Source organism: Aliiroseovarius sp. xm-d-517, assembly GCF_013283135.1.
Classification (GTDB): domain Bacteria; phylum Pseudomonadota; class Alphaproteobacteria; order Rhodobacterales; family Rhodobacteraceae; genus Aliiroseovarius; species Aliiroseovarius crassostreae.
The window spans coordinates 1192980-1211932 of the sequence record NZ_WBXT01000001.1 but is presented as its reverse complement, the minus strand read 5'-3'; the positions used below and the strand labels follow the sequence as shown (position 1 = coordinate 1211932).

The 18953-nt window shown below is 61.3% G+C and carries 20 protein-coding genes; 16 read left to right on the top strand and 4 right to left on the bottom strand.

The genetic code is table 11. The features are described 5' to 3' along the window. Positions 1 to 113: 113 nt before the first annotated feature. Complete coding sequence (locus tag XMD517_RS05730) at positions 114 to 1016, bottom strand: hypothetical protein (RefSeq protein WP_173487931.1); 903 nt, start codon at positions 1014 to 1016, stop codon at positions 114 to 116. A 301-nt stretch (positions 1017 to 1317) separates the two neighbouring features. Between XMD517_RS05730 and XMD517_RS05725 the strand changes: the two genes are divergently transcribed. Continuing rightward, on the top strand, positions 1318 to 2766 hold the full coding sequence (locus XMD517_RS05725; protein WP_254450067.1) for a Do family serine endopeptidase: 1449 nt from the start codon (positions 1318 to 1320) through the stop codon (positions 2764 to 2766). 91 nt (positions 2767 to 2857) lie between these two features. Here XMD517_RS05725 and XMD517_RS05720 read toward each other — a convergent pair whose 3' ends face one another. The 3 genes from XMD517_RS05720 to XMD517_RS05710 form a co-directional block, all read right to left on the bottom strand. Beyond that, positions 2858 to 3493 (bottom strand): isoprenylcysteine carboxylmethyltransferase family protein, encoded by a 636-nt coding sequence (locus XMD517_RS05720; protein WP_173486562.1) that lies wholly within the window; start codon positions 3491 to 3493, stop codon positions 2858 to 2860. A 236-nt stretch (positions 3494 to 3729) separates the two neighbouring features. Next, positions 3730 to 3927: a DUF1127 domain-containing protein gene (locus XMD517_RS05715; protein ID WP_173486561.1), complete on the bottom strand. Its 198-nt coding sequence runs from the start codon at positions 3925 to 3927 to the stop codon at positions 3730 to 3732. Between the two features lie 278 nt (positions 3928 to 4205). Continuing rightward, positions 4206 to 5522 (bottom strand): FAD-dependent oxidoreductase, encoded by a 1317-nt coding sequence (locus XMD517_RS05710; protein ID WP_173486560.1) that lies wholly within the window; start codon positions 5520 to 5522, stop codon positions 4206 to 4208. 243 nt (positions 5523 to 5765) lie between these two features. Here XMD517_RS05710 and ruvC point away from each other — a divergent pair, with 243 nt between their 5' ends. The 15 genes from ruvC to ftsH all read left to right on the top strand — a co-directional run bounded on the left by ruvC (position 5766) and on the right by ftsH (position 18906). Beyond that, complete coding sequence (gene ruvC / locus XMD517_RS05705) at positions 5766 to 6272, top strand: crossover junction endodeoxyribonuclease RuvC (protein ID WP_173486559.1); 507 nt, start codon at positions 5766 to 5768, stop codon at positions 6270 to 6272. After that, on the top strand, positions 6269 to 6952 hold the full coding sequence (gene ruvA / locus XMD517_RS05700) for a Holliday junction branch migration protein RuvA (protein WP_173486558.1): 684 nt from the start codon (positions 6269 to 6271) through the stop codon (positions 6950 to 6952). The genes ruvC and ruvA overlap by 4 nt, the downstream gene beginning before the upstream one ends. A gap of 17 nt (positions 6953 to 6969) precedes the next feature. Then, positions 6970 to 8016 carry a Holliday junction branch migration DNA helicase RuvB gene (gene ruvB / locus XMD517_RS05695; protein WP_173486557.1) on the top strand — a complete coding sequence of 349 codons (1047 nt, stop codon included), beginning with the start codon at positions 6970 to 6972 and terminating at the stop codon, positions 8014 to 8016. Positions 8017 to 8142: 126 nt separating this feature from the next. Then, the gene (locus XMD517_RS05690) at positions 8143 to 8808 is read left to right on the top strand and encodes a hypothetical protein (RefSeq protein WP_173487930.1); all 666 of its coding nucleotides are present in this window, start codon (positions 8143 to 8145) and stop codon (positions 8806 to 8808) included. Continuing rightward, complete coding sequence (gene thpR / locus XMD517_RS05685; RefSeq protein WP_173486555.1) at positions 8808 to 9344, top strand: RNA 2',3'-cyclic phosphodiesterase; 537 nt, start codon at positions 8808 to 8810, stop codon at positions 9342 to 9344. Before XMD517_RS05690 ends, thpR begins: the two co-directional genes overlap by 1 nt. A 29-nt stretch (positions 9345 to 9373) precedes the next feature. After that, positions 9374 to 9754: a tol-pal system-associated acyl-CoA thioesterase gene (gene ybgC, locus XMD517_RS05680; protein ID WP_173486554.1), complete on the top strand. Its 381-nt coding sequence runs from the start codon at positions 9374 to 9376 to the stop codon at positions 9752 to 9754. Between the two features lie 111 nt (positions 9755 to 9865). Beyond that, positions 9866 to 10561, top strand: a complete 696-nt coding sequence (gene tolQ / locus XMD517_RS05675) for a protein TolQ (RefSeq protein ID WP_173486553.1) — start codon at positions 9866 to 9868, stop codon at positions 10559 to 10561. 1 nt (position 10562) lies between these two features. Further along, positions 10563 to 11042 carry a protein TolR gene (tolR, locus tag XMD517_RS05670; protein WP_055189415.1) on the top strand — a complete coding sequence of 160 codons (480 nt, stop codon included), beginning with the start codon at positions 10563 to 10565 and terminating at the stop codon, positions 11040 to 11042. A 6-nt stretch (positions 11043 to 11048) separates the two neighbouring features. Then, positions 11049 to 12146 (top strand): cell envelope biogenesis protein TolA, encoded by a 1098-nt coding sequence (locus XMD517_RS05665; protein WP_173486552.1) that lies wholly within the window; start codon positions 11049 to 11051, stop codon positions 12144 to 12146. Positions 12147 to 12193: 47 nt separating this feature from the next. Continuing rightward, on the top strand, positions 12194 to 12604 hold the full coding sequence (locus tag XMD517_RS05660; RefSeq protein ID WP_173486551.1) for a hypothetical protein: 411 nt from the start codon (positions 12194 to 12196) through the stop codon (positions 12602 to 12604). A gap of 26 nt (positions 12605 to 12630) precedes the next feature. Then, on the top strand, positions 12631 to 13950 hold the full coding sequence (gene tolB / locus XMD517_RS05655) for a Tol-Pal system beta propeller repeat protein TolB (protein ID WP_173486688.1): 1320 nt from the start codon (positions 12631 to 12633) through the stop codon (positions 13948 to 13950). 142 nt (positions 13951 to 14092) lie between these two features. Further along, complete coding sequence (pal, locus tag XMD517_RS05650; protein ID WP_173486550.1) at positions 14093 to 14596, top strand: peptidoglycan-associated lipoprotein Pal; 504 nt, start codon at positions 14093 to 14095, stop codon at positions 14594 to 14596. 184 nt (positions 14597 to 14780) lie between these two features. Next, on the top strand, positions 14781 to 15605 hold the full coding sequence (ybgF, locus tag XMD517_RS05645; protein ID WP_173486549.1) for a tol-pal system protein YbgF: 825 nt from the start codon (positions 14781 to 14783) through the stop codon (positions 15603 to 15605). Between the two features lie 27 nt (positions 15606 to 15632). Further along, entirely contained in the window at positions 15633 to 16913 is a 1281-nt protein-coding gene (gene tilS / locus XMD517_RS05640) for a tRNA lysidine(34) synthetase TilS (RefSeq protein ID WP_173486548.1), read from the top strand. A 76-nt stretch (positions 16914 to 16989) separates the two neighbouring features. After that, complete coding sequence (gene ftsH / locus XMD517_RS05635) at positions 16990 to 18906, top strand: ATP-dependent zinc metalloprotease FtsH (protein ID WP_173486547.1); 1917 nt, start codon at positions 16990 to 16992, stop codon at positions 18904 to 18906. The last annotated feature ends 47 nt before the right edge of the window (positions 18907 to 18953 follow it).

Below are 18953 nucleotides of genomic sequence, written 5' to 3'. Positions count from 1 at the left end.
CATTGGTGTGAAAACCGGCGGCGTGACAGAGGCGTTCAACAGAGTTTCGAGCAGCTCTGGCGACAGCGGATCAGAGAAAAAACCGGCGGCCAGCCCGTGGTGATGGTTCAGTATCAGAAAGGCGAGACGATGTGGCCCGACCATGATCTGACAATGGCCATTGCCACGCCTTTCCTCAAGCAAGGCGACGATCCGGTCATATGCGCCTGAGTTGACAGGCTCAATCTGGGCACCGATTTCATCCAGGGCGACGATGGAGACATCCACAACATCCAGACCGAATTCCACAGCGGCGTGAATGCGACATTCATGCTGGTTGAATAGGCCGGTTGGGGGGGCGGGGGCGGCGTGGATATTGGTTCTGATACGGGGTGCAGGGGCTCATCCTCCGTGTGATAGGTGCGGATAATCCAATGGGCAAACCAGATCGCTCCGATGATGATCGGCACCAGGAAAGTCACAAGGAAAAGGCCCGCAAGTGATTGTTCTAAAACCGTTAAGTCAGCGGCGCCCGGTTCCAGAAAGCGTTTCAGGCGGTTTTTCATCGTGCCGTCCGCCTGTCCGGCCAATGCAGCCCCCTTGCCACCGCTCACGCCGGCATTGCAGGAAAATCGCATCCCCGCGATCAGGACACCCACACGGCTGCGCAGCGTTGCCGGGTCCGAAAACCGGCCTGTAGTGGACGCTTCCTGTGTGGCGATGACCATCCAGTCGAATGCGGGTTTCCAGCCGCCAAGGCCCAGATCGTCCTCTCGGGCGGAGATGACGGATTGCGCACGGCTGAGTTCGCGGCGCAACTGGCGTTGTTCCAATGAGGACAGCACCGCATCTTTTGCTGCATATCTGCTGACCGTGTCGATCAGTTCATTGACTTCATCGGGGACACCGCACCGGTCGTCGGCTGCCAGTAATGCCGCCGGTGGGAAAATGCTGAGGATCAAGGCAAACAGAAGCTGGCGGCACAGGCGTATGCAGGTACCGTTGCAGGAAAGATAAGCTGTGTTCGCTACCTTCAAATCATTGCCTCAACCGGTTTGTCAGGGCAATTATGGCGGGCAAACCTTAATGTCAGGTTGAGACTTCGGCGGAATGTCGGCCAATTCCGGCCTATCGCGTGAATGTGCATGGGGATCACAAGCAGGTGAACGTGCCCGTCATTTCCTTGTGCAAGTTTGCGTTGCACATTTTTGTTCCTATCTAGAGACTGTCCCCAAAGGGATCGCGCGCAAGCAGGGTCCCAATCAGAGATTGAAAACGAGGAGAGATGATTTGAGAGCGCAGGCAATTCCAATTACACGCCATCGTCCCGCACAGGGCATGATGATGTTCGTGGCACTGGTGATGAGCGCGGCGATTGTGCTGGTGTCCGGTCTTCGGGCCGAGGCGCGCGGTGCGCCCGATAGCTTTGCGGATCTGGCCGAGCAGGTCAGCCCGGCGGTGGTGAATATCACCACCTCCACGATCATCGAAAGCCGTGCCGGCCAGCAGCCAATGGTGCCCGAAGGCAGCCCGTTTGAGGATTTCTTCCGTGATTTCCTCGACCGAGACCGTGATCGAGGCGGACCGGGGGGCAATGGTGCCCCGCATCCGCGGCGCAGCCAGGCGCTGGGGTCGGGCTTCGTGATTTCCGAAGACGGTTTCATCGTGACCAACAACCATGTCATCGAAGGTGCGGACGAGATCATGATCGAGTTCTTTGGTGGTGAAAAAGAGCTCCCCGCCAAGGTGATCGGCACCGATCCGAACACCGACATTGCGCTGCTCAAGGTCGAAAGTGATGAACCGCTGGATTTCGTGAAATTCGGCGACAGTGACGTGATGCGTGTGGGCGACTGGGTGATGGCCGTGGGCAACCCGCTGGGGCAGGGCTTTTCTGTCTCCGCCGGCATCATCTCGGCGCGCAACCGTGGCCTTGGCGGCGTCTATGACGATTACATCCAGACTGACGCGGCGATCAACCGGGGCAACTCGGGCGGACCGCTCTTTAGCATGGATGGGGAAGTGATCGGCGTGAATACTGCGATCCTCAGCCCCAATGGCGGCTCGATCGGGATTGGCTTCTCGATGTCCTCCAATGTGGTTGAGAAAGTGGTTGGCCAGCTGCAGGAGTTTGGCGAGACCCGTCGTGGCTGGCTTGGTGTGCGCATTCAGGACATCACCGAGGACATGCTGGAAGGGCTGGACCTGAGTTCAACCAACGGCGTGCTGGTCAATGACGTGCCGGATGGTCCCTCGAAAGAGGCAGGCATTCAGCCGGGCGACGTGATCTTGTCGTTTGACGGGATTGATGTGGCCAACACCCGTGAACTGGTCAAGATCGTGGGCGATGCGCCGGTGGGCAAGGCTGTGCGCGTTGTTGTGAAACGCGGTGGCCAGACCGAAACGCTGAAAGTGACGCTTGGCCGTCGGGAAGAGGCCGTGGCCTCAAATGACGGCAGCCAGACACCGGACCAGACCAGCCCCGCCGAAAAGTCGCTGCTTGGCATGACGCTGGCGGAACTGAATGACACGCTTCGTGAAGAGCTGGGCCTCAATCCCGGAGCCTCCGGTCTTGTCGTGGTTGATGTGGATGAAAGCTCGGAAGCCTTTGAAAAAGGTCTGCGTCGGGGCGATGTGATCGCCGAGGCCGGACAGACCGAGGTTACCAGCCTGAGCGGGTTCGAAGCCATGATCGAGGAAGGTCGTGACGCAGGACGCAAATCCATGCTGCTGCTGATCCGCCGCAATGGCGAGCCGCGTTTCCTGGCACTGTCGCTGGAGGAGTAAGCGCGGCATATTCCGGACGCGCTTCGGACAATCCGATCAAAAACACAAAGCCCCGCCGGGTTCTCGGCGGGGTTTTTCTATTGTGCTCGGCTTACCCCGCTGTCTTACCTGTTCCAGCCCCCTTCCGGGCCCGTCCAACCCAGCGCGGGGTGCGGGTGCGGAAGGCGTTGAACGCATCGCCATGATGGGCCAGAAGTGCGGCCTCTTCCGAGCGGATCTGGATCTGCGCGGACCCGACAAACAGCAGCACGGCGAGGAGCCCCGGAAGGGATGGAAGCGCCAGGGCGACCCCGGCCAACAGCATCGCCTGACCAAGAAAGGTGGGGTTGCGCGAAAAGGTGTAAAGCCCGTCCGAGACCAGCGCGCCGGTCGCCTCGGCCAGCACCCCGACCCGCCAGGAGGCGCCCATCGCCATCTGAGCGGCAAAGGCCAGCATGGTCCCACCCACCGCGATCAGATGCCCGGGCACGGCCGCTGCGCCAAGACCGGGCCACCAGAGCGGGTCGATATTGGCGACGTCAGGCGCGATCAGATAAAGGGGAGGTGCGACCAGCGCGAGCCCAAAACTTGCCCGAAACCCGATTGCGGCAAGGCGATCCAGCCCGCGCGCCTTGCCAAACAGCCAGATCGATCGCCCTGCGGATCTGGCGGCCAGCGCCGAGCCTGCAAAAAAGGCCAGCAGATAAAGGGCGAGCACCAGCAGGCTCGCGGTTTGAATGGCAGACATGACGGCGCTCCTTTTTCTCAACCTGAGATGGACCGCCTGGCGGCGCATTTCAACGGGGGGAGCGGAGAAAAGAAAAACCCGCAGGCAGGCTGCGGGCTTTCTTGAGTGGTGGGGCATCTCCGGGAGAGAGAGGATGCCGCCTGGAAACCACTAAATGTTTCGGCGTTTCGTGCGTTTCGAGATCATGCTGTTTCGCAACCTGATCTCGAAACGTTTTATGATCGGGATCGCTACGCTCAGATCGCGTCGATATCCGCTCGGGTCAGACCGATATCTGCCAGTTCGCGGTCGGTCAGTTTCGACAGCGCAATACGGGTCGAGCGCGCGTCATTCCAAGCGGTTACAGCGGCAACGGCGCGCTGAACTGCGATGGACAGACGGCCCCCGAAGGAAGAACCAGCGTGGTTCAACAGGGTGGGTTCGAAGACAGCCATTGTTCATGTCCTTAGATCAAGAAAACGAAGGGGGAGCACCATTGCTCACTCAGCGCCACTTAGGGGCGTTGTCCGGTCCGAGCAAGGCCGCAATTTGCATGTCCCCTATGCATTTTTTGCAACGGGTCGCATTCGTATTTCACGAGGTCGAAAATGGTCTGGAAGTGAGGGTGGCCGTGGCGGAATTAACTGATTTTTAGCAAAAAAACTTTGGCTGTTGCGGCGCGCCCTCCCAAACGAGCGCCAAAGGATTCTGTCGCAAATGCCGCTTTTGCGACTCACCTGCCGGTCAGATCCTTGCCTCCCAGCTCTTGTCGGCCCAGCCCCCGCACGCCCTGTGCCGTCAGTTCTGCGACCAGCGCCGCGTGATCCACCGCCTGCACCGGATCACCCCCCGCCAGCGCCGCTGCCGTGCCACAGGCCTGCCCCATGGCCATGCATTGCGGCATCCCCCGCACCGAGGCAAAGGCGGTTGGATCTGCGGACAGGATCCGACCGGCAAACATCAGGTTTTCGATCTCTTTTGGCACAAGGGTGCGGAACGGGATGGTATAATACTCTCCCGCCCCGACAATCGCATCATGGGTCATGCTGTCGTCCGCCCGCATCACGTCATCAATCGGGTTGTCACAGGCCACGATACCGTCTGCAAATTTGGTTCCCGCCGCAAGGTTGGCCCCGGTTAGCCTGTATTGGCCTTCCAGCTTGCGGGTCTCGCGCACCCCCACGGTTGGGCCAAGCGACATCATCCGCGCTTGTTCAAAGCCCGGGATATCCCGGCGCAGGAAGGCAGCCATCTGCAGACAGCGTCGCCGCCCTTCCTGCGTGGCGCGGCTTACGGCGGTCGGGTCGGTGCCATCGACGCCCCGGATCACCACCGAGTTGCAGAACACGCTGTCGGGGTGAAATCCCCGCATCAGGTAAAGCTTGCCGAGGTCCGGATGCAGCCGCCCCTCGGCGATGCCCTTTGCCGCCTGCCGGGTGAAATAGGGGTCCGGGTCGGCAAACACCCGGTCCAGATCCGCCCCCACCATCATGAAGGTGAGCGTGACCCCCATCATGTTGCCCTGCGTGTCACCGAGCTCATATGGCACCCCCGCTTTTGCCGAAATATCGCCATCCCCGGAACAGTCGATCACCATGCGGGGATGGATCTTGTAGGGGCCATGACGATCGAAACATTCAACCGTGCGGATCCGCTTGCCCTGCATCACAGGTCTGAAGGCTGTCGCCCCGAGGTGAAGCGCGACGCCCGCCTCTTCGAGCATGTCGAACATGGTGGTGATGGCAATGTCGTGGTCATATTGGATCTCTGCGCCGAAATTCTCCAATGTGCAGGGGCGTTTTTCTGCGGCTGGCGGGTCCATTGCCATCAGATTTCCGGCCAGTTCCTCCATGATCCCGCCGATTGAGATATCGCAGGGATAGGCCGCCCCCCAGGGCATCCCGGGGCAAAATGCCATGACGCCGCCAATTTTATGGCTGGCTTCGAGCAGGAGGGTGCTCTGCCCTTGCCTTGCGGCGGCAAGGGCGGCGCCGAACCCGGCCGTGCCACCACCGATAACCAGAACATCCACCTGTGTGTCGCTGCGCATCTGTCGCCCCCTTTGCACCTTGCCTGCCTGATAAAACGGCTCTGTGGCGGCGATGTAAACCGCAGGGGCGACAGGCGGGTCGTTTTTCGCAGGTCGTTTTGGCACGCGCGCCGCGGACCTGCCGGGAGAGGCGGATTGTTCTGGCGCATGTTCTCGTTTCGTGCTAATTCGGAAGCAGCGGAAAAACCGCAACGCGACGGCAATGACAACAACCGCAACGACAACAAAGAGCAGGATCGCAGGATGCGCGTCATAGGAATTGACCCGGGGCTTCGCAACCTTGGCTGGGGGGTGATTGACACCGAAGGCGTGAAGATGCGCCATGTGGCAAACGGGATCTGCCATTCGAGCGGCACCGATCTTGGCCCACGGCTCCTGTCGCTGTTTGAGCAGCTCTCGGATGTGTTTGCCACCTATCAGCCCGAAACAGCGGCGGTGGAGCATACCTTTGTGAACAAAGACGCGGTGGGCACGCTGAAACTCGGGCAGGCGCGTGGGATTGCCATGCTGGTGCCGGCCCGGTTCGGGTTGCAGATCGGGGAATACGCGCCGAACGCGGTGAAAAAGGCCGTGGTTGGGGTGGGGCATGCCGACAAACAGCAGGTGGAACATATGGTCAGGATGCAGCTTCCGGGGGTGAAGCTGGCAGGGGCGGATGCCTCTGACGCGCTGGCCATTGCCATCTGCCATGCCTTTCACGCACAAAGCGCGGGCAGGCTTTCGGACGTATTGAAAAGGGCAAGTGCATGATTGGTAAAATTTCCGGGGTGCTGGAATATCGCGCCGAAGATCATGTTCTGATTGATGTGCGCGGCGTGGGCTATCTGGTCTATGTCTCGGATCGCACCATGTCCGCCTTGCCCGGCCCGGGGGAGGCGGTGGCGCTGTATACCGAGTTGCTGGTGCGTGAGGATATCTTGCAGCTGTTCGGCTTTACCTCGCTTCTTGAAAAGGAATGGCACAGGCTGTTGATCTCGGTGCAGGGGATTGGCGCCAAGGCGTCGATGGCGATCCTTTCGGCCTTGGGCCCGGACGGGGTCAGCCGCGCAATTGCGCTGGGCGACTGGAACGCGGTGAAAGCGGCAAAGGGTGTTGGCCCGAAAACCGCTCAGCGCGTGGTGAATGAACTCAAAGACAAGGCCGCGTCGGTCATGGCAATGGCCGGGCAGGGCGGATCGCTCTCTGAGGTTATGGACGCGGTAGAAGATGAAGTGATTGAGGCCGCCGCGCCCAAACCCCGCAAAACCACACCGAAAGCCCCGCCTGCCAATGCAGCCGCGCAAAGCGAGGCGCTCTCGGCGCTGGGCAATCTGGGCTACGGCCCTGGTGAAGCGGCCTCCGCCGTGGCGCAGGCGATGGGGGAGGCCCCGCAGGCAGATACCGCAACGCTTATCCGCGCGGCGCTGAAACTGCTGGCGCCGAAGGGCTGATCAGGTAGAACAGACATATGACCAATCCTGACCCCACATTGCGCGGCACACCTCGCCCTGAAGACAAACCGATGGAACAGGACCGGGCGCTCAGGCCCGAGCGGCTGACCGATTTCATCGGTCAGGCCGAGGCGCGCGCCAATCTGCGCATTTTCATCGAGAGTGCCCGGCGTCGTGGCGAGGCCATGGACCATGTCCTGTTTCACGGCCCCCCCGGTCTGGGCAAAACCACTCTGGCGCAGATCATGGCGCGAGAGCTTGGGGTGAATTTTCGCATGACAAGCGGCCCGGTGCTGGCAAAAGCGGGGGATCTGGCAGCCATCCTGACCAATCTCGAAACCAATGACGTGTTGTTCATTGACGAAATCCATCGGCTGAACCCGGTTGTCGAAGAGGTGCTTTACCCGGCGATGGAGGATTTCGAGCTGGATCTGGTGATCGGGGAAGGCCCCGCGGCCCGCACGGTGCGCATTGAATTGCAGCCCTTCACGCTGGTGGGGGCAACCACGCGGCTGGGCCTGCTGACCACCCCTTTGCGCGACCGGTTTGGCATCCCGACGCGACTGCAGTTCTACTCCGTGGATGAGTTGCATGAGATCGTGACCCGCAATGCCATCAAACTGGGCACGCCCGCAGATGATGACGGCGCGCGCGAGATTGCCAAACGCGCCCGTGGCACGCCGCGGATTGCCGGGCGGCTTTTGCGCCGCGTGGTGGATTTTGCCGTGGTCGAAGGCGATGGGCGCATCACGCGTGAGATTGCCGATGGGGCCCTTACGCGGCTCGGGGTTGACCATCTGGGGCTGGATGGCGCCGACCGGCGGTATCTTGGCCTGATGGCAGAGCATTACGGCGGCGGCCCGGTGGGGATCGAAACCCTTGCTGCGGCGCTGTCTGAAAGCCGTGACGCGCTGGAAGAGGTGATTGAACCCTATCTTTTGCAGCAGGGCCTCATTCAGCGCACCCCGCGCGGGCGGATGCTGGGTCAAAAAGCGTGGCGTCACCTTGGGTTGGATGTGCCCGAGGTGGTGGAGAAGACGCAGACCGACCTCTTTGGGAAGTGACGTTCGTGTGATTTGATTTTCTTGCCTCCGGCGGAGGTATTTGGAGCAAGAAAAAAAGACAATTGCGATTGCCCCCTTCGGCGCGAGAAATTATGGCTTTGGGGGAGAAGAGGAGAGGGCCGCGCCATGACACCCGATGAGATTCAGAGCTATTTCACCAACAAGAACGGGGCCTATGCTTTTGCCCGCTGGGGGCGGCCGATTGTGCCCGTGGTGTTCGGGGTCGAGGACGAGACGCTTCAGGTTGTGAAAGGTGCGGTTGAGGCGGTGGTGGCGCTGGCCGGTCACAAGATGGCCGAGACCGACCCCGAGCTGGGCGCAAATCTGATGCTGTTTTTCTTTCGTGACTGGGATGAGCTGCTGGGCGTGCCCAATCTGGAAAAGATGGTGCCGGACCTTGAGCCGCTTGTGGCGCGCCTGAAAGGGGCCGGGGCCAGCCAGTATCGCGCGTTTCGGTTTGACGATCAGGGCGCCATTCAAGCCTGTTTTGTCTTTGTCTGCATGGCCGGTGAAATGGGCCAGCAGCCTGCCGAGACGATTGCCCTGACCCAGGCCGTGCAGGCGGTGATCTTGTGGGGAGAGAACGCGTTTGCCACTCGCAGCCCGCTGGCCGTGATGCCCGAAACCGGTCAGGTGATCCTGCGCCCGGACGTGGCGGGGATCATTGCCGCAAGCTATGACCCGGTGATGCCGGTGGCCCAGACGGATGCCAGCCATGCGCTGCGCCTTTATGCAAGATTGCAGGCCACCCCCGCAGCACCTGCCGCCGCCGGGGATGATACCAGACACTGATGCGCAGCTTTATCGCCTGTCCTTTGCCCGAAACGGTGCGCGCGGTCCTTGTGGAACTGGCGGGGCGGGTGAAAGCCGGGCGGGCGGTGCCTGAGGACAATCTGCACCTGACACTGGCGTTTCTGGATGAGCAGCCGGTGGAGCGGCTTGAAGCCCTGCATGGCGAGCTGGAGGCCATCCTGTCCCCTCCGATCCATCTTGTCCTGCACGGGTTGGAGCCGATGGGGGGCAAGACCCCAAGCGTTCTGGCCATTCGTGCCGACGGGGCAGAGGCATTGCGTGCGCAGGTGATGTCGGCCACGCGGGCAGCGGGGATCACGCTGCCACATCGCCGGTATCGTGGGCATATCACCATCGCCCGTCTGCCGCGCAGGCCCCTGCCGGAAGATCAGGTGGCGCTGGGGCGGGCGCTGGAGGCCTTTGGCGATCTGGAACTGCCCCCGCTGACACTTGACCGATTTGCGTTGTTTCGCTCCGACCTGCACCCGGATGGGGCGCGTCACGAAATGCTGGCGGAATACAAGCTTGCGGTCTAAGTTGCAGCGCAAAGCAGTAAGAGGCCCCGATGCACCAGTTTCCGATCCGCGTTTATTACGAAGACACCGACATGGCGGGTATTGTCTACTACGCCAATTACCTGCGCTATATCGAGCGGGCGCGCTCGGACTGGGTGCGTGATATTGGCGTGGATCAGAACGCGATGCGTGACGAAGGTGTGGTCTTTGCGGTGCGCCGGGTTGAGGCGGATTACCTTGGATCGGCGCGGTTTGACGATGAACTGTCGGTGGAAACCGCGATCAGCGCCGTGACCGGCGCACGGCTGGTGCTGGATCAGAAGGTCAAGCGGGGGGAAGAGGTGCTGTTCGAGGCGCAGGTCACCATTGTCTGTCTTGCGGATGGGCACCCGACCCGCCTACCGGCAAATTTTCGCCAGAGGGTCAACTGAGGCTGCGAAATCCTGCCAGATGACGCGGTTTTGATAGCTTTCCCCGTGCCTTTGCGCTAATTTGGCGGCAAAACAGCCCCAAAGAGGGCGATGTGAGGCAGAGACAGAGCTATGGAAACCGAAACGCTTGCAGCGGCTGCGGAGATTGATTTCTCCTTTCTGGCCCTATTCCTTCGTGCAACCCTGACCGTGAAACTGGTGATGATCCTGCTGATTGTCGCCTCCTTCTGGTCCTGGGCCATCATCGTGACCAAACTGATTGCTTACCGGAAATCACGGGCCGAGGCGGCGGAATTTGACCGCATGTTCTGGTCGGGCGAGCCGCTGGACGAGCTGTTTGAGCAGGTGGGCGCTGCGCCCAACGCCGCACCGGAAAAGGTGTTTGCCGCCGGCATGATCGAATGGCGCCGTTCGCATCGTTCTGATGGCGGGCTGATTGCCGGGGCGCAGTCCCGCATCGACCGCTCGATGGATGTGGCGATTGCCAAGGAAGGCGAAAAGCTGAATCAAGGACTGAGTTTCCTCGCCACCACCGCATCGACCGCGCCGTTTATCGGGCTGTTTGGCACGGTCTGGGGTATCATGAACGCCTTTATCGAGATCGCCCAGCAACAGAACACCAACCTGGCCGTTGTGGCGCCGGGCATCGCCGAGGCGCTGCTGGCCACGGGGCTGGGCCTTCTGGCTGCGATCCCGGCTGCGGTCTTCTATAACAAACTGTCGGTGGACAGTGACAATATCCTCGCAGGTTACGAGGCGTTTGCAGACGAGTTCGCCACCATCCTCAGCCGTCAGTTGGACAGTTGATATGGGGGCCGCTGTAAACCAGGGCGGCGCTGATCGCCGCGCCCGCCGGGGCCGCCGCCGGGGCAAACATCGCCGGATGATGGCCGAGATCAACATCACGCCCTTCGTGGATGTGATGCTGGTGCTTTTGATCATCTTCATGGTGGCTGCACCGCTGATGGTGGTGGGGGTGCCGGTGGAATTGCCGAAAACCGCCGCCACGGCCTTGCCCGCGGTGGAGGAAGAGCCGCTGACCGTGACCATTGACGCCGATGGCCGGGTGATGCTGCAAAAGACCGAGATTGCCCGGGAGGACCTGATTGGCAAGCTGCGTGCCGTGGCCGCCGAACGGTCTGATGACAAGGTGTTCCTGCGCGCAGATGGCGCGGTGAACTGGTCCGAGATTGCCACCGTGATGGGCGCTTTGAACGCCGCAGGCTTTACCAGCATCGGCATGGTGACCGATGGGGGTGGACCGACCCTGGATGGGCAGGGAGGCTGATCCCTCATGCGCATTGGGCTTTATATTTCGGGGGCAGGCCATGTGCTCCTGATCCTGTGGCTCTTGTTCGGATCGCTGATTGGCTGGCGGGACGACGAGGTGAAGCTGCGCGTGTCTGATGTGTCGTTCATTTCCGAGGACGAGTTTGCGGCGATGACGGCGCCAAGGCCCGAAGCGGCTGTGGCGGAGACGCCGCCTGCACCTGCGCCGGAACCTGAACCGACCCCAGAACCCGAACCTGAGCCCGAACCTGAGCCCGCTCCTGCGCCGGAACCGGCGCCTCAGCCTCGTCCAGAACCAACCCCAGGACCAACCCCAGAACCGGAGCCAGAGCCAACTCCGGAGCCAGCCCCGGAACCGGAGCCGATCCCTGACCCCGTGCCGGAACCGCCTGCACCGGAACCTGCCTTGCAGGATGCGCCGCGCGTGGCCCCGACACCGGCGCCCAAACCCGCGCCCGAGGCCGAGGTGGCCCCCGAGCGGGTTGACGCGCCCAGCCCGCGGGAAGACGCAGATGCGACGCCCACGCCGGAGGTTGTTCCAACCGCCCCGCAGGAGGCGACAACCGAGATTGTGACCGAGGCGAAGACCGCCGCGCCCACCAGCTCGGCCCGCCCGCGCGTGCGTCCGCAGAACCTGGACAAACCAACTCCGCCAAAACCACCCCAGCCTGAACCGCCAGCGCCCGCCAGCTCCGCCGCCAACGCGGTGGCCAGCGCCGTGAGTGACGCCATTGCCGGCGGAGAGCGTGACGTGCCCCAACAGGACGCCCCCGAAGGCCCGCCACTCACCCGTGGCGAAAAAGAGGGGCTGCGCGTGGCGGTCCAACAATGCTGGGACGTCGGTACAATCTCATCAGATGCATTGCGTACCACGGTAATGATTCTGGTGGATATGGACCGGAGCGGAAAACCCATTGCCCAGTCGCTACGTATGGTGGGGTGGGAAGGTCCTAGTCAGGCTGCTGCGGATATAGCATTTCAAGCAGCCCGTCGGGCAGTGTTGATTTGCGGTAGAAATGGCTATGATTTGCCCGCCGAGAAATACGGTCAGTGGCGACAAATCGAGCTGACCTTTGATCCGAACAAAATGAGGTTAAGGTAGTGATGCTGGGCCGAAGATTGTTACTCTCAATTTCTCTACTCGTGGGTATGAGCTGGAGCTATTCGGGCTGGTTCAAAGCGGATGCACAGCAGCTCTTGTCCACCGCGACTGAAAACAAAGCTAAGTTTGGAAAGAAGAGCGGGGATTCAGCCATCCTTCTTGACGCGGGTTTGGATGCCCAGATTCGGCAGTGCTGGAGTGTTGGATCATTTACGTCGGATGCCCTGCGCACCACGGTGGTGGTGATGGTGGATATGGACCGCGATGGGAAACCGAAGGCTGTGCGTCTTGCCAGTTGGGACGGACCCAGCCAATCCGCCGCTGATATCGCATATCAGGCGGCCCGCAGGGCAGTTCTGATCTGTGGCCGGTCCGGGTTTGACCTGCCGCAGGAAAAATATGGCCAATGGCGCCAGATCGAGATGACCTTCAACCCGGACAAGATGAGGATCAAATGAGACAGAAACATCGTATTGCAAAGCTGATGTCTGCGGCCATTCTGGCCGGGTTGAGCGCACTGGGCGGGCCCGTGGGCATCGGGGCGGCCCAGGCGGAACCTCTGCGCATTGTTATTGATGACGGGATCATCGAACCCCTGCCTTTCGCGGCTCCTAGTTTTCAGGCCGAAAATGCGGGGGCTGGGGAGTATGCAGCCAATATCTCGCGTCTGGTGGCGGCGGATCTTTCGGGAACCGGGCTGTTTCGGGAAATTCCCGCCTCGGCGCATATTTCGCGCATCACCAGTTTCGCAAGCCCGGTGGCCTATGAGGACTGGCGCGCGATCAATGCGCAGGCGCTGATCACCGGGGCCGTCAGCGAAAGCGGTGGCAACCTGACCGTCAAGTTCCGGGTCTTCGACGTGTTTTCGGGCCAGCCGCTGGGGGAAGGGTTGCAACTTGGCGGCCCGGTCAGCTCGTGGCGCCGTATTGCCCATAAGGTGGCGGATACGGTCTATTCGCGCATCACCGGTGAAAGCGGCTATTTCGACAGTCGCGTGGTGTTCGTGGCTGAAAGCGGGCCAAAGAATGCCCGGCGCAAGCGGCTGGGCGTGATGGATTATGACGGCGCAAATGTGCAATACCTGACCGACAGTTCGTCTCTGGTGCTGGCCCCACGCTTTTCGCCCACCGGCGACAAGGTGCTTTATACCAGCTATGAGACCGGTTTTCCGCAGGTGAATGTGCTGGATGTGAACTCGGTCTCGCGGCGGGTTCTGTCCTCGAAAGAGGGGACGATGACCTTTGCACCGCGTTTCTCACCCGATGGGACGCGTGTGGTCTATTCGCTGTCTGCCGGGGGCAATACCGATCTTTACGTGATGAATGTGAACGGGGGGGGCGAGCGGCGTCTGACCTCGGCGCCCTCAATCGAAACTGCGCCCAGCTATTCGCCGGACGGCCAGTATATCGTGTTTGAAAGCGACCGGTCGGGGACCCAGCAGCTGTATATCATGCCCGCCGCAGGGGGGGAGGCGAAGCGGATTTCCTTTGGTCCTGGCCGTTACGGGACCCCGGTCTGGTCGCCGCGTGGCGATATGATCGCCTTTACCAAGCAAAACTCCGGCCGGTTCCACATTGGCGTGATGCGCACAGATGGCAGCGAAGAGCGCCTGCTGACCGCATCCTTCCTGGATGAGGGGCCGAGCTGGGCCCCCAATGGGCGGGTGATCATGTTTACCCGCGAAAGCCAGGGGGCAGGCGGGGCCCCGGCGCTTTACTCGGTGGATATTTCCGGGCGGAACCTGCGTCGGGTGGTCACGGATGGCCCCGCGTCGGATCCGGCCTGGTCGCCGCTTTTGAAATAGAGGTGGAGATGGGCAGGGCTTGGCCGGTGACGTTGGGGCAGGTTTCCCCTTTTGCCCCGGATCTGCTAGGCTTATCGCTAAACGCGAGCAAAAAAATTTATCACCGGACGTGGACACGTCGGACAGGATACAGGAACACATCATGAAAACTATGACACTGACCGCAATTGTGATTGGCGCGCTGGCCTTGGCGGGCTGTTCGAAAAGCCCGGCTGCCGTGGATGGCTATGGGGCTGGGGCAAACCAGATTGTGCCGGGCAGCGCCTCGGACCCGCGTTCTGCGGCCTATTTCCAGCAGACCATCGGGGATCGGGTGTTGTTTGCGGTGGATCAGTCCTCGATCAGCCCGGAAGGGGTGGATGTGCTGATGAAGCAGGCGGCGTGGCTGTCGGAAAACCCGGCCTTTACCGCAGTGATCGAGGGGCATGCGGATGAACAGGGCACGCGGGAATACAACCTCGCGCTGGGCGCCCGCCGCGCGTCTGCCGTTCAGAATTTCCTGATTGATCGCGGTGTGGCCCCGAACCGCCTGCGCACGGTAAGCTATGGCAAGGAGCGTCCGATCGAGATCTGTTCAGACGAGACCTGTTATGCCAAGAACCGCCGCGCGGTGACGGTGCTGGCGGCAGGTGGCCTGACCAGCTGAGATCAGCCCCGGTTGGTGTCAGCATCTTGACATTGGCCGGGGGAGAGCTTTGGTTTTTCTAGAAAACTAGAAAACTAGAAAACTAGAAAACTAGAAAACTAGAAAACTAGAAAACTAGAAAACTAGAAAACTAGAAAACTAGAAAACTAGTTTTCTGGTTTTGCAAAGAGGAAAGGTGGTTCGGATGCGAGCACAATTGATGGCAGCGACGCTTGCCGTGCTGGGCGGTCTCTCGGTGTTGCCTGCCGTGGCGCAGGACAGGGCGCAGTCCCTCGCTGATGTGCGTCAGGAACTGTCGCTTCTGTATGTCGAGGTTCAGTCGCTCAAGACCGAGCTTTCCACCACCGGTGCCCCGAATGTGGCCCCCGCTTTTGGATCCCCCTCGCAACGCCTGTCCACCATCGAAGGTGAAATGGCCCGGCTCACCGATAAGATCGAACAGCTGGAATTCAGGATCAACCAGATCGTGAAAGACGGCACCAACCGGATTGCCAATCTTGAGTTTCGCCTGGTGGAACTCGAAGGGGGCGATATCAGCCAATTGGGCGAGACCACCACGCTGGGTGGCGATCTGCCTGCGCCGGTTGCGGTGGCCCCGCCGCCGCCTGCGGGCGGTGAACAGCTTGCGGTCGGAGAGCAGGCCGATTTCGATGCGGCCTCTGCGGCGCTTGAGGCGGAACAGTTTGATGAGGCCGCCGCCCTGTTTGCCACTTTCCTTGATACCTATCCCGCCGGACCGCTGGCCGCACAGGCCCAGTTCCAACGGGGCGAGGCGCTGACCGGGGCGGGGGATGTGAAAAACGCGGCCCGCGCCTATCTGAATGCCTTTTCCGGGGCTCCCAACGGGGCCCACGCACCGGATGCGCTGTTTCGACTTGGCCAATCTCTGGGCCAGTTGGGGCAGGTGACCGAGGCCTGCGTGACGCTTTCGGAAGTGGGCAACCGCTTCCCCGGAAATCCGACCGTGTCAGATGCCGAGGCAGAACGGGCGGCCTTGGGCTGCCAGTGATTTGGGTTGCCAGTGATGATGTCAGGGATGAACAGGCGGGTCGCAGATTTTCTCACTTCTCGAAACGGGCCGGATGGCCCGTTTTTGCATCTTGGCGTGGCGGTTTCCGGTGGCAGTGACAGCACGGCCCTTCTTCTGTTGTGTTATGACTGGGCGGCTCAGACCGGGGCAAAGATCACCGCCTTTACCGTGGACCATGCGTTGCGTGATGGCTCTGCCGATGAAGCGGCGGCGGTGGCAAGGCTGTGTCAGCGGCTCGGCGTTGATCATGAGATCCTGACTTGGCGGGGCTTGGATGGGCAGGAGACGGATGGACAGGGCTGGGATGGACAGGGGAACCTGCAGGACGCGGCCCGGCGGGCACGCTATCACCTTCTGTCCAAAGCTGCCCGCAAGGCGGGCTGTGCGGCCGTGGCCCTGGGACACACCAAAGAGGATCAGGCGGAAACCTTCCTGATGCGTCTGGCGCGCGGGTCCGGCGTGGATGGGCTGGCGGCGATGCGCGACGACTGGAGCGCGGATGGAATGCGTTGGCTGCGGCCCCTCCTGTCCGATCGGCGGGCCGCGTTGCGGGACATGCTTGAAGCGCGCGGGGTGTCGTGGAGCGATGACCCCTCCAATGACAATCCGCGGTTTGACCGGGTGAAAATGCGCCATGCGATGCGGGACCTTGCAGCGCTGGGTCTGGATGTGGACCGGCTTGTGGCCACCGCGCAGGGGATGACACGGGCGCGCTCCGCCCTGACCCGGATGGCGCATGATGCGGCCCGTGCCCTCTGCCGGGTTGAGGCAGGGGATGTGGTGTTTGACACCGCGCCGTTTCGCGAATTGCCGGAAGAGATCCGCCTGCGGTTGTTGGCGGAGGCCATCCGGTTTGTGTCTTCAACCCCTTACCGGCCACGGCTGGAGGCGCTGTTGCGCTGCCAGGCGGCCGCATGGGAGCGACAGAAAACCACGCTTCAGGGCTGCCTGATCCATCCGCACCGCTCTGGTCTGCGGATCACGCGCGAACTGGCGGCAATCGCGGATCAGGCCGTGGCGCCGGGGCAGCTCTGGGATGGGCGCTGGCGGCTGGCCTCGGATCAGGGCGGAGAGATTCGTGCCTTGGGGGAGGGGATTTCACAGGTCAAACACTGGCGGGAAGCGGGCCTGCCGCGCCCCACCGTGATGGCAAGCCCGGCGCTGTGGTCAAATTCCCGTGTGATTGCCGTGCCATTGCTGGATAAACCCGGTGTGGCGGGCGCGAATTGCCGCATTCTGACCGCCCCAAGCTTGACGGATTTCCTTGCATCCGTTTTATCGCATTGAACATGGCGACTTCCGCCCTATTTTAAGGTAAGACGCTCTCTGACCATCGTGTCACGGAAATCAAAGGAGATCCCTCTTGGGCAATGCGAGAAATTTCGCCTTCTGGATTGTGCTGTTCCTGCTGATCCTGACCCTGTTCAACCTGTTTTCAAACGGGCAGACCTCGATGTCGTCATCGAAGGTCAGCTATACAGAGTTTGTTGCCGCACTGGAGGGGGGACAGGTGCAGTCCGCCACGATTGATGGCGAGGAGCTGACTTATCAGGCCTCGGATGGGAAAATGTTTTCCACTGTTCTGCCCAGCGATTCCGATGTATCGGACAAGCTGCTGGCGAAAAACGTGGACATCAAGGTTGAGCCGCAGCGGCAATCGGGGTTCATGAGCCTTCTGACCCTGCTCCTGCCGGTGCTGCTGCTGATCGGGTTCTGGTTCTTCATGATGAACCGGATGCAGGGCGGTGGCAAAGGCGGCGCGATGGGCTTTGGCAAATCCAAGGCCAAGATGCTGACCGAACGCGAAGGCCGTGTGACCTTTGACGATGTGGCCGGCATTGACGAAGCCAAGGAAGAGCTGGAAGAGATCGTTGAGTTCCTGCGCAACCCGCAGAAGTTTTCACGCCTTGGCGGCACGATCCCCAAAGGCGCGCTGCTGGTGGGCCCTCCGGGCACCGGTAAAACGCTGCTGGCCCGCGCCATTGCGGGTGAAGCAGGCGTGCCCTTCTTCACCATTTCCGGGTCGGATTTCGTGGAAATGTTCGTGGGTGTGGGCGCAAGCCGCGTCCGTGACATGTTCGAACAGGCCAAGAAAAACGCGCCTTGCATCGTGTTCATCGACGAGATCGACGCCGTGGGCCGTCATCGTGGCGCCGGCTATGGCGGCGGCAATGATGAACGTGAACAGACGCTCAACCAGCTGCTGGTCGAGATGGACGGGTTTGAAGCCAATGAAGGTGTGATCATTCTGGCGGCAACCAACCGTCGTGACGTTCTGGACCCGGCGCTCTTGCGTCCCGGTCGGTTCGACCGTCAGGTCACCGTGCCGAACCCGGACATCAAGGGCCGTGAAAAGATCCTGGGCGTGCATGCCCGCAAAGTGCCGCTGGGCCCGGATGCGGATATGCGCATTATTGCACGCGGCACCCCCGGTTTTTCGGGCGCGGATCTGGCAAACCTTGTGAATGAGGCCGCTCTGATGGCCGCCCGGGTGGGTCGCCGTTTCGTGACAATGGAAGATTTCGAGAACGCGAAAGACAAGGTGATGATGGGGGCCGAGCGCCGTTCGATGGTGCTGACGGATGATCAGAAGGAAAAGACCGCTTATCACGAAGCGGGGCACGCCGTGGTTGGCCTCAAGCTGCCGCAATGTGATCCGGTCTATAAGGCGACCATTATCCCGCGCGGCGGTGCGCTGGGCATGGTTGTGTCCCTGCCCGAGATCGACCGCCTGAACTGGCACAAGTCGGAATGCGAAGAAAAGCTGGCCATGACCATGGCGGGCAAGGCGGCCGAAATCATCAAATATGGTGAAGAGAACGTCTCGAACGGTCCCGCGGGCGACATCCAGCAGGCATCGGGTCTGGCGCGCGCCATGGTGATGCGCTGGGGCATGTCCGACAAGGTCGGCAATATCGACTATGCCGAAGCGGCTGAGGGCTATTCGGGCAATACCGCTGGTTTCTCGGTTTCGGCCCACACCAAAGAGCTGATCGAGGATGAGGTGAAACGCTTTATCCAGAACGGCTATGACACCGCGTTCAGGATCCTCACGGAACATAAAGAGGAGTGGGAGCGTCTGGCGCAGGGCCTGCTTGAATACGAAACCCTGACGGGTGCGGAAATTCAGCGCGTGATGGATGGTCAGCCGCCGCAGGCCGGCGATGATGAGGCCGACACCCCGGATGATGGCGCCGCCTCGGTCACGGCCATTCCGAAAACCAAGCCGCGGGCAAAGCCCAGTGCCGGCGGGGATGCGGAACCGGAACCCACCGCGTAAGCCACAATTAAAGATAGAAGACACCGCCCCGAGGGAAACCTTGGGGC

What these genes read in the sequence shown, in the direction of transcription:
- XMD517_RS05725 (WP_254450067.1), top strand. Translation starts at nt 1,318, where the DNA reads ATGATGATGTTCGTGGCACTGGTGATGAGCGCGGCGATTGTGCTGGTG.
- XMD517_RS05720 (WP_173486562.1), bottom strand. Translation starts at nt 3,493, where the DNA reads ATGTCTGCCATTCAAACCGCGAGCCTGCTGGTGCTCGCCCTTTATCTG.
- XMD517_RS05715 (WP_173486561.1), bottom strand. Translation starts at nt 3,927, where the DNA reads ATGGCTGTCTTCGAACCCACCCTGTTGAACCACGCTGGTTCTTCCTTC.
- XMD517_RS05710 (WP_173486560.1), bottom strand. Translation starts at nt 5,522, where the DNA reads ATGCGCAGCGACACACAGGTGGATGTTCTGGTTATCGGTGGTGGCACG.
- ruvC (WP_173486559.1), top strand. Translation starts at nt 5,766, where the DNA reads ATGCGCGTCATAGGAATTGACCCGGGGCTTCGCAACCTTGGCTGGGGG.
- ruvA (WP_173486558.1), top strand. Translation starts at nt 6,269, where the DNA reads ATGATTGGTAAAATTTCCGGGGTGCTGGAATATCGCGCCGAAGATCAT.
- ruvB (WP_173486557.1), top strand. Translation starts at nt 6,970, where the DNA reads ATGACCAATCCTGACCCCACATTGCGCGGCACACCTCGCCCTGAAGAC.
- XMD517_RS05690 (WP_173487930.1), top strand. Translation starts at nt 8,143, where the DNA reads ATGACACCCGATGAGATTCAGAGCTATTTCACCAACAAGAACGGGGCC.
- thpR (WP_173486555.1), top strand. Translation starts at nt 8,808, where the DNA reads ATGCGCAGCTTTATCGCCTGTCCTTTGCCCGAAACGGTGCGCGCGGTC.
- ybgC (WP_173486554.1), top strand. Translation starts at nt 9,374, where the DNA reads ATGCACCAGTTTCCGATCCGCGTTTATTACGAAGACACCGACATGGCG.
- tolQ (WP_173486553.1), top strand. Translation starts at nt 9,866, where the DNA reads ATGGAAACCGAAACGCTTGCAGCGGCTGCGGAGATTGATTTCTCCTTT.
- tolR (WP_055189415.1), top strand. Translation starts at nt 10,563, where the DNA reads ATGGGGGCCGCTGTAAACCAGGGCGGCGCTGATCGCCGCGCCCGCCGG.
- XMD517_RS05665 (WP_173486552.1), top strand. Translation starts at nt 11,049, where the DNA reads ATGCGCATTGGGCTTTATATTTCGGGGGCAGGCCATGTGCTCCTGATC.
- XMD517_RS05660 (WP_173486551.1), top strand. Translation starts at nt 12,194, where the DNA reads ATGAGCTGGAGCTATTCGGGCTGGTTCAAAGCGGATGCACAGCAGCTC.
- tolB (WP_173486688.1), top strand. Translation starts at nt 12,631, where the DNA reads ATGTCTGCGGCCATTCTGGCCGGGTTGAGCGCACTGGGCGGGCCCGTG.
- pal (WP_173486550.1), top strand. Translation starts at nt 14,093, where the DNA reads ATGAAAACTATGACACTGACCGCAATTGTGATTGGCGCGCTGGCCTTG.
- ybgF (WP_173486549.1), top strand. Translation starts at nt 14,781, where the DNA reads ATGCGAGCACAATTGATGGCAGCGACGCTTGCCGTGCTGGGCGGTCTC.
- tilS (WP_173486548.1), top strand. Translation starts at nt 15,633, where the DNA reads ATGAACAGGCGGGTCGCAGATTTTCTCACTTCTCGAAACGGGCCGGAT.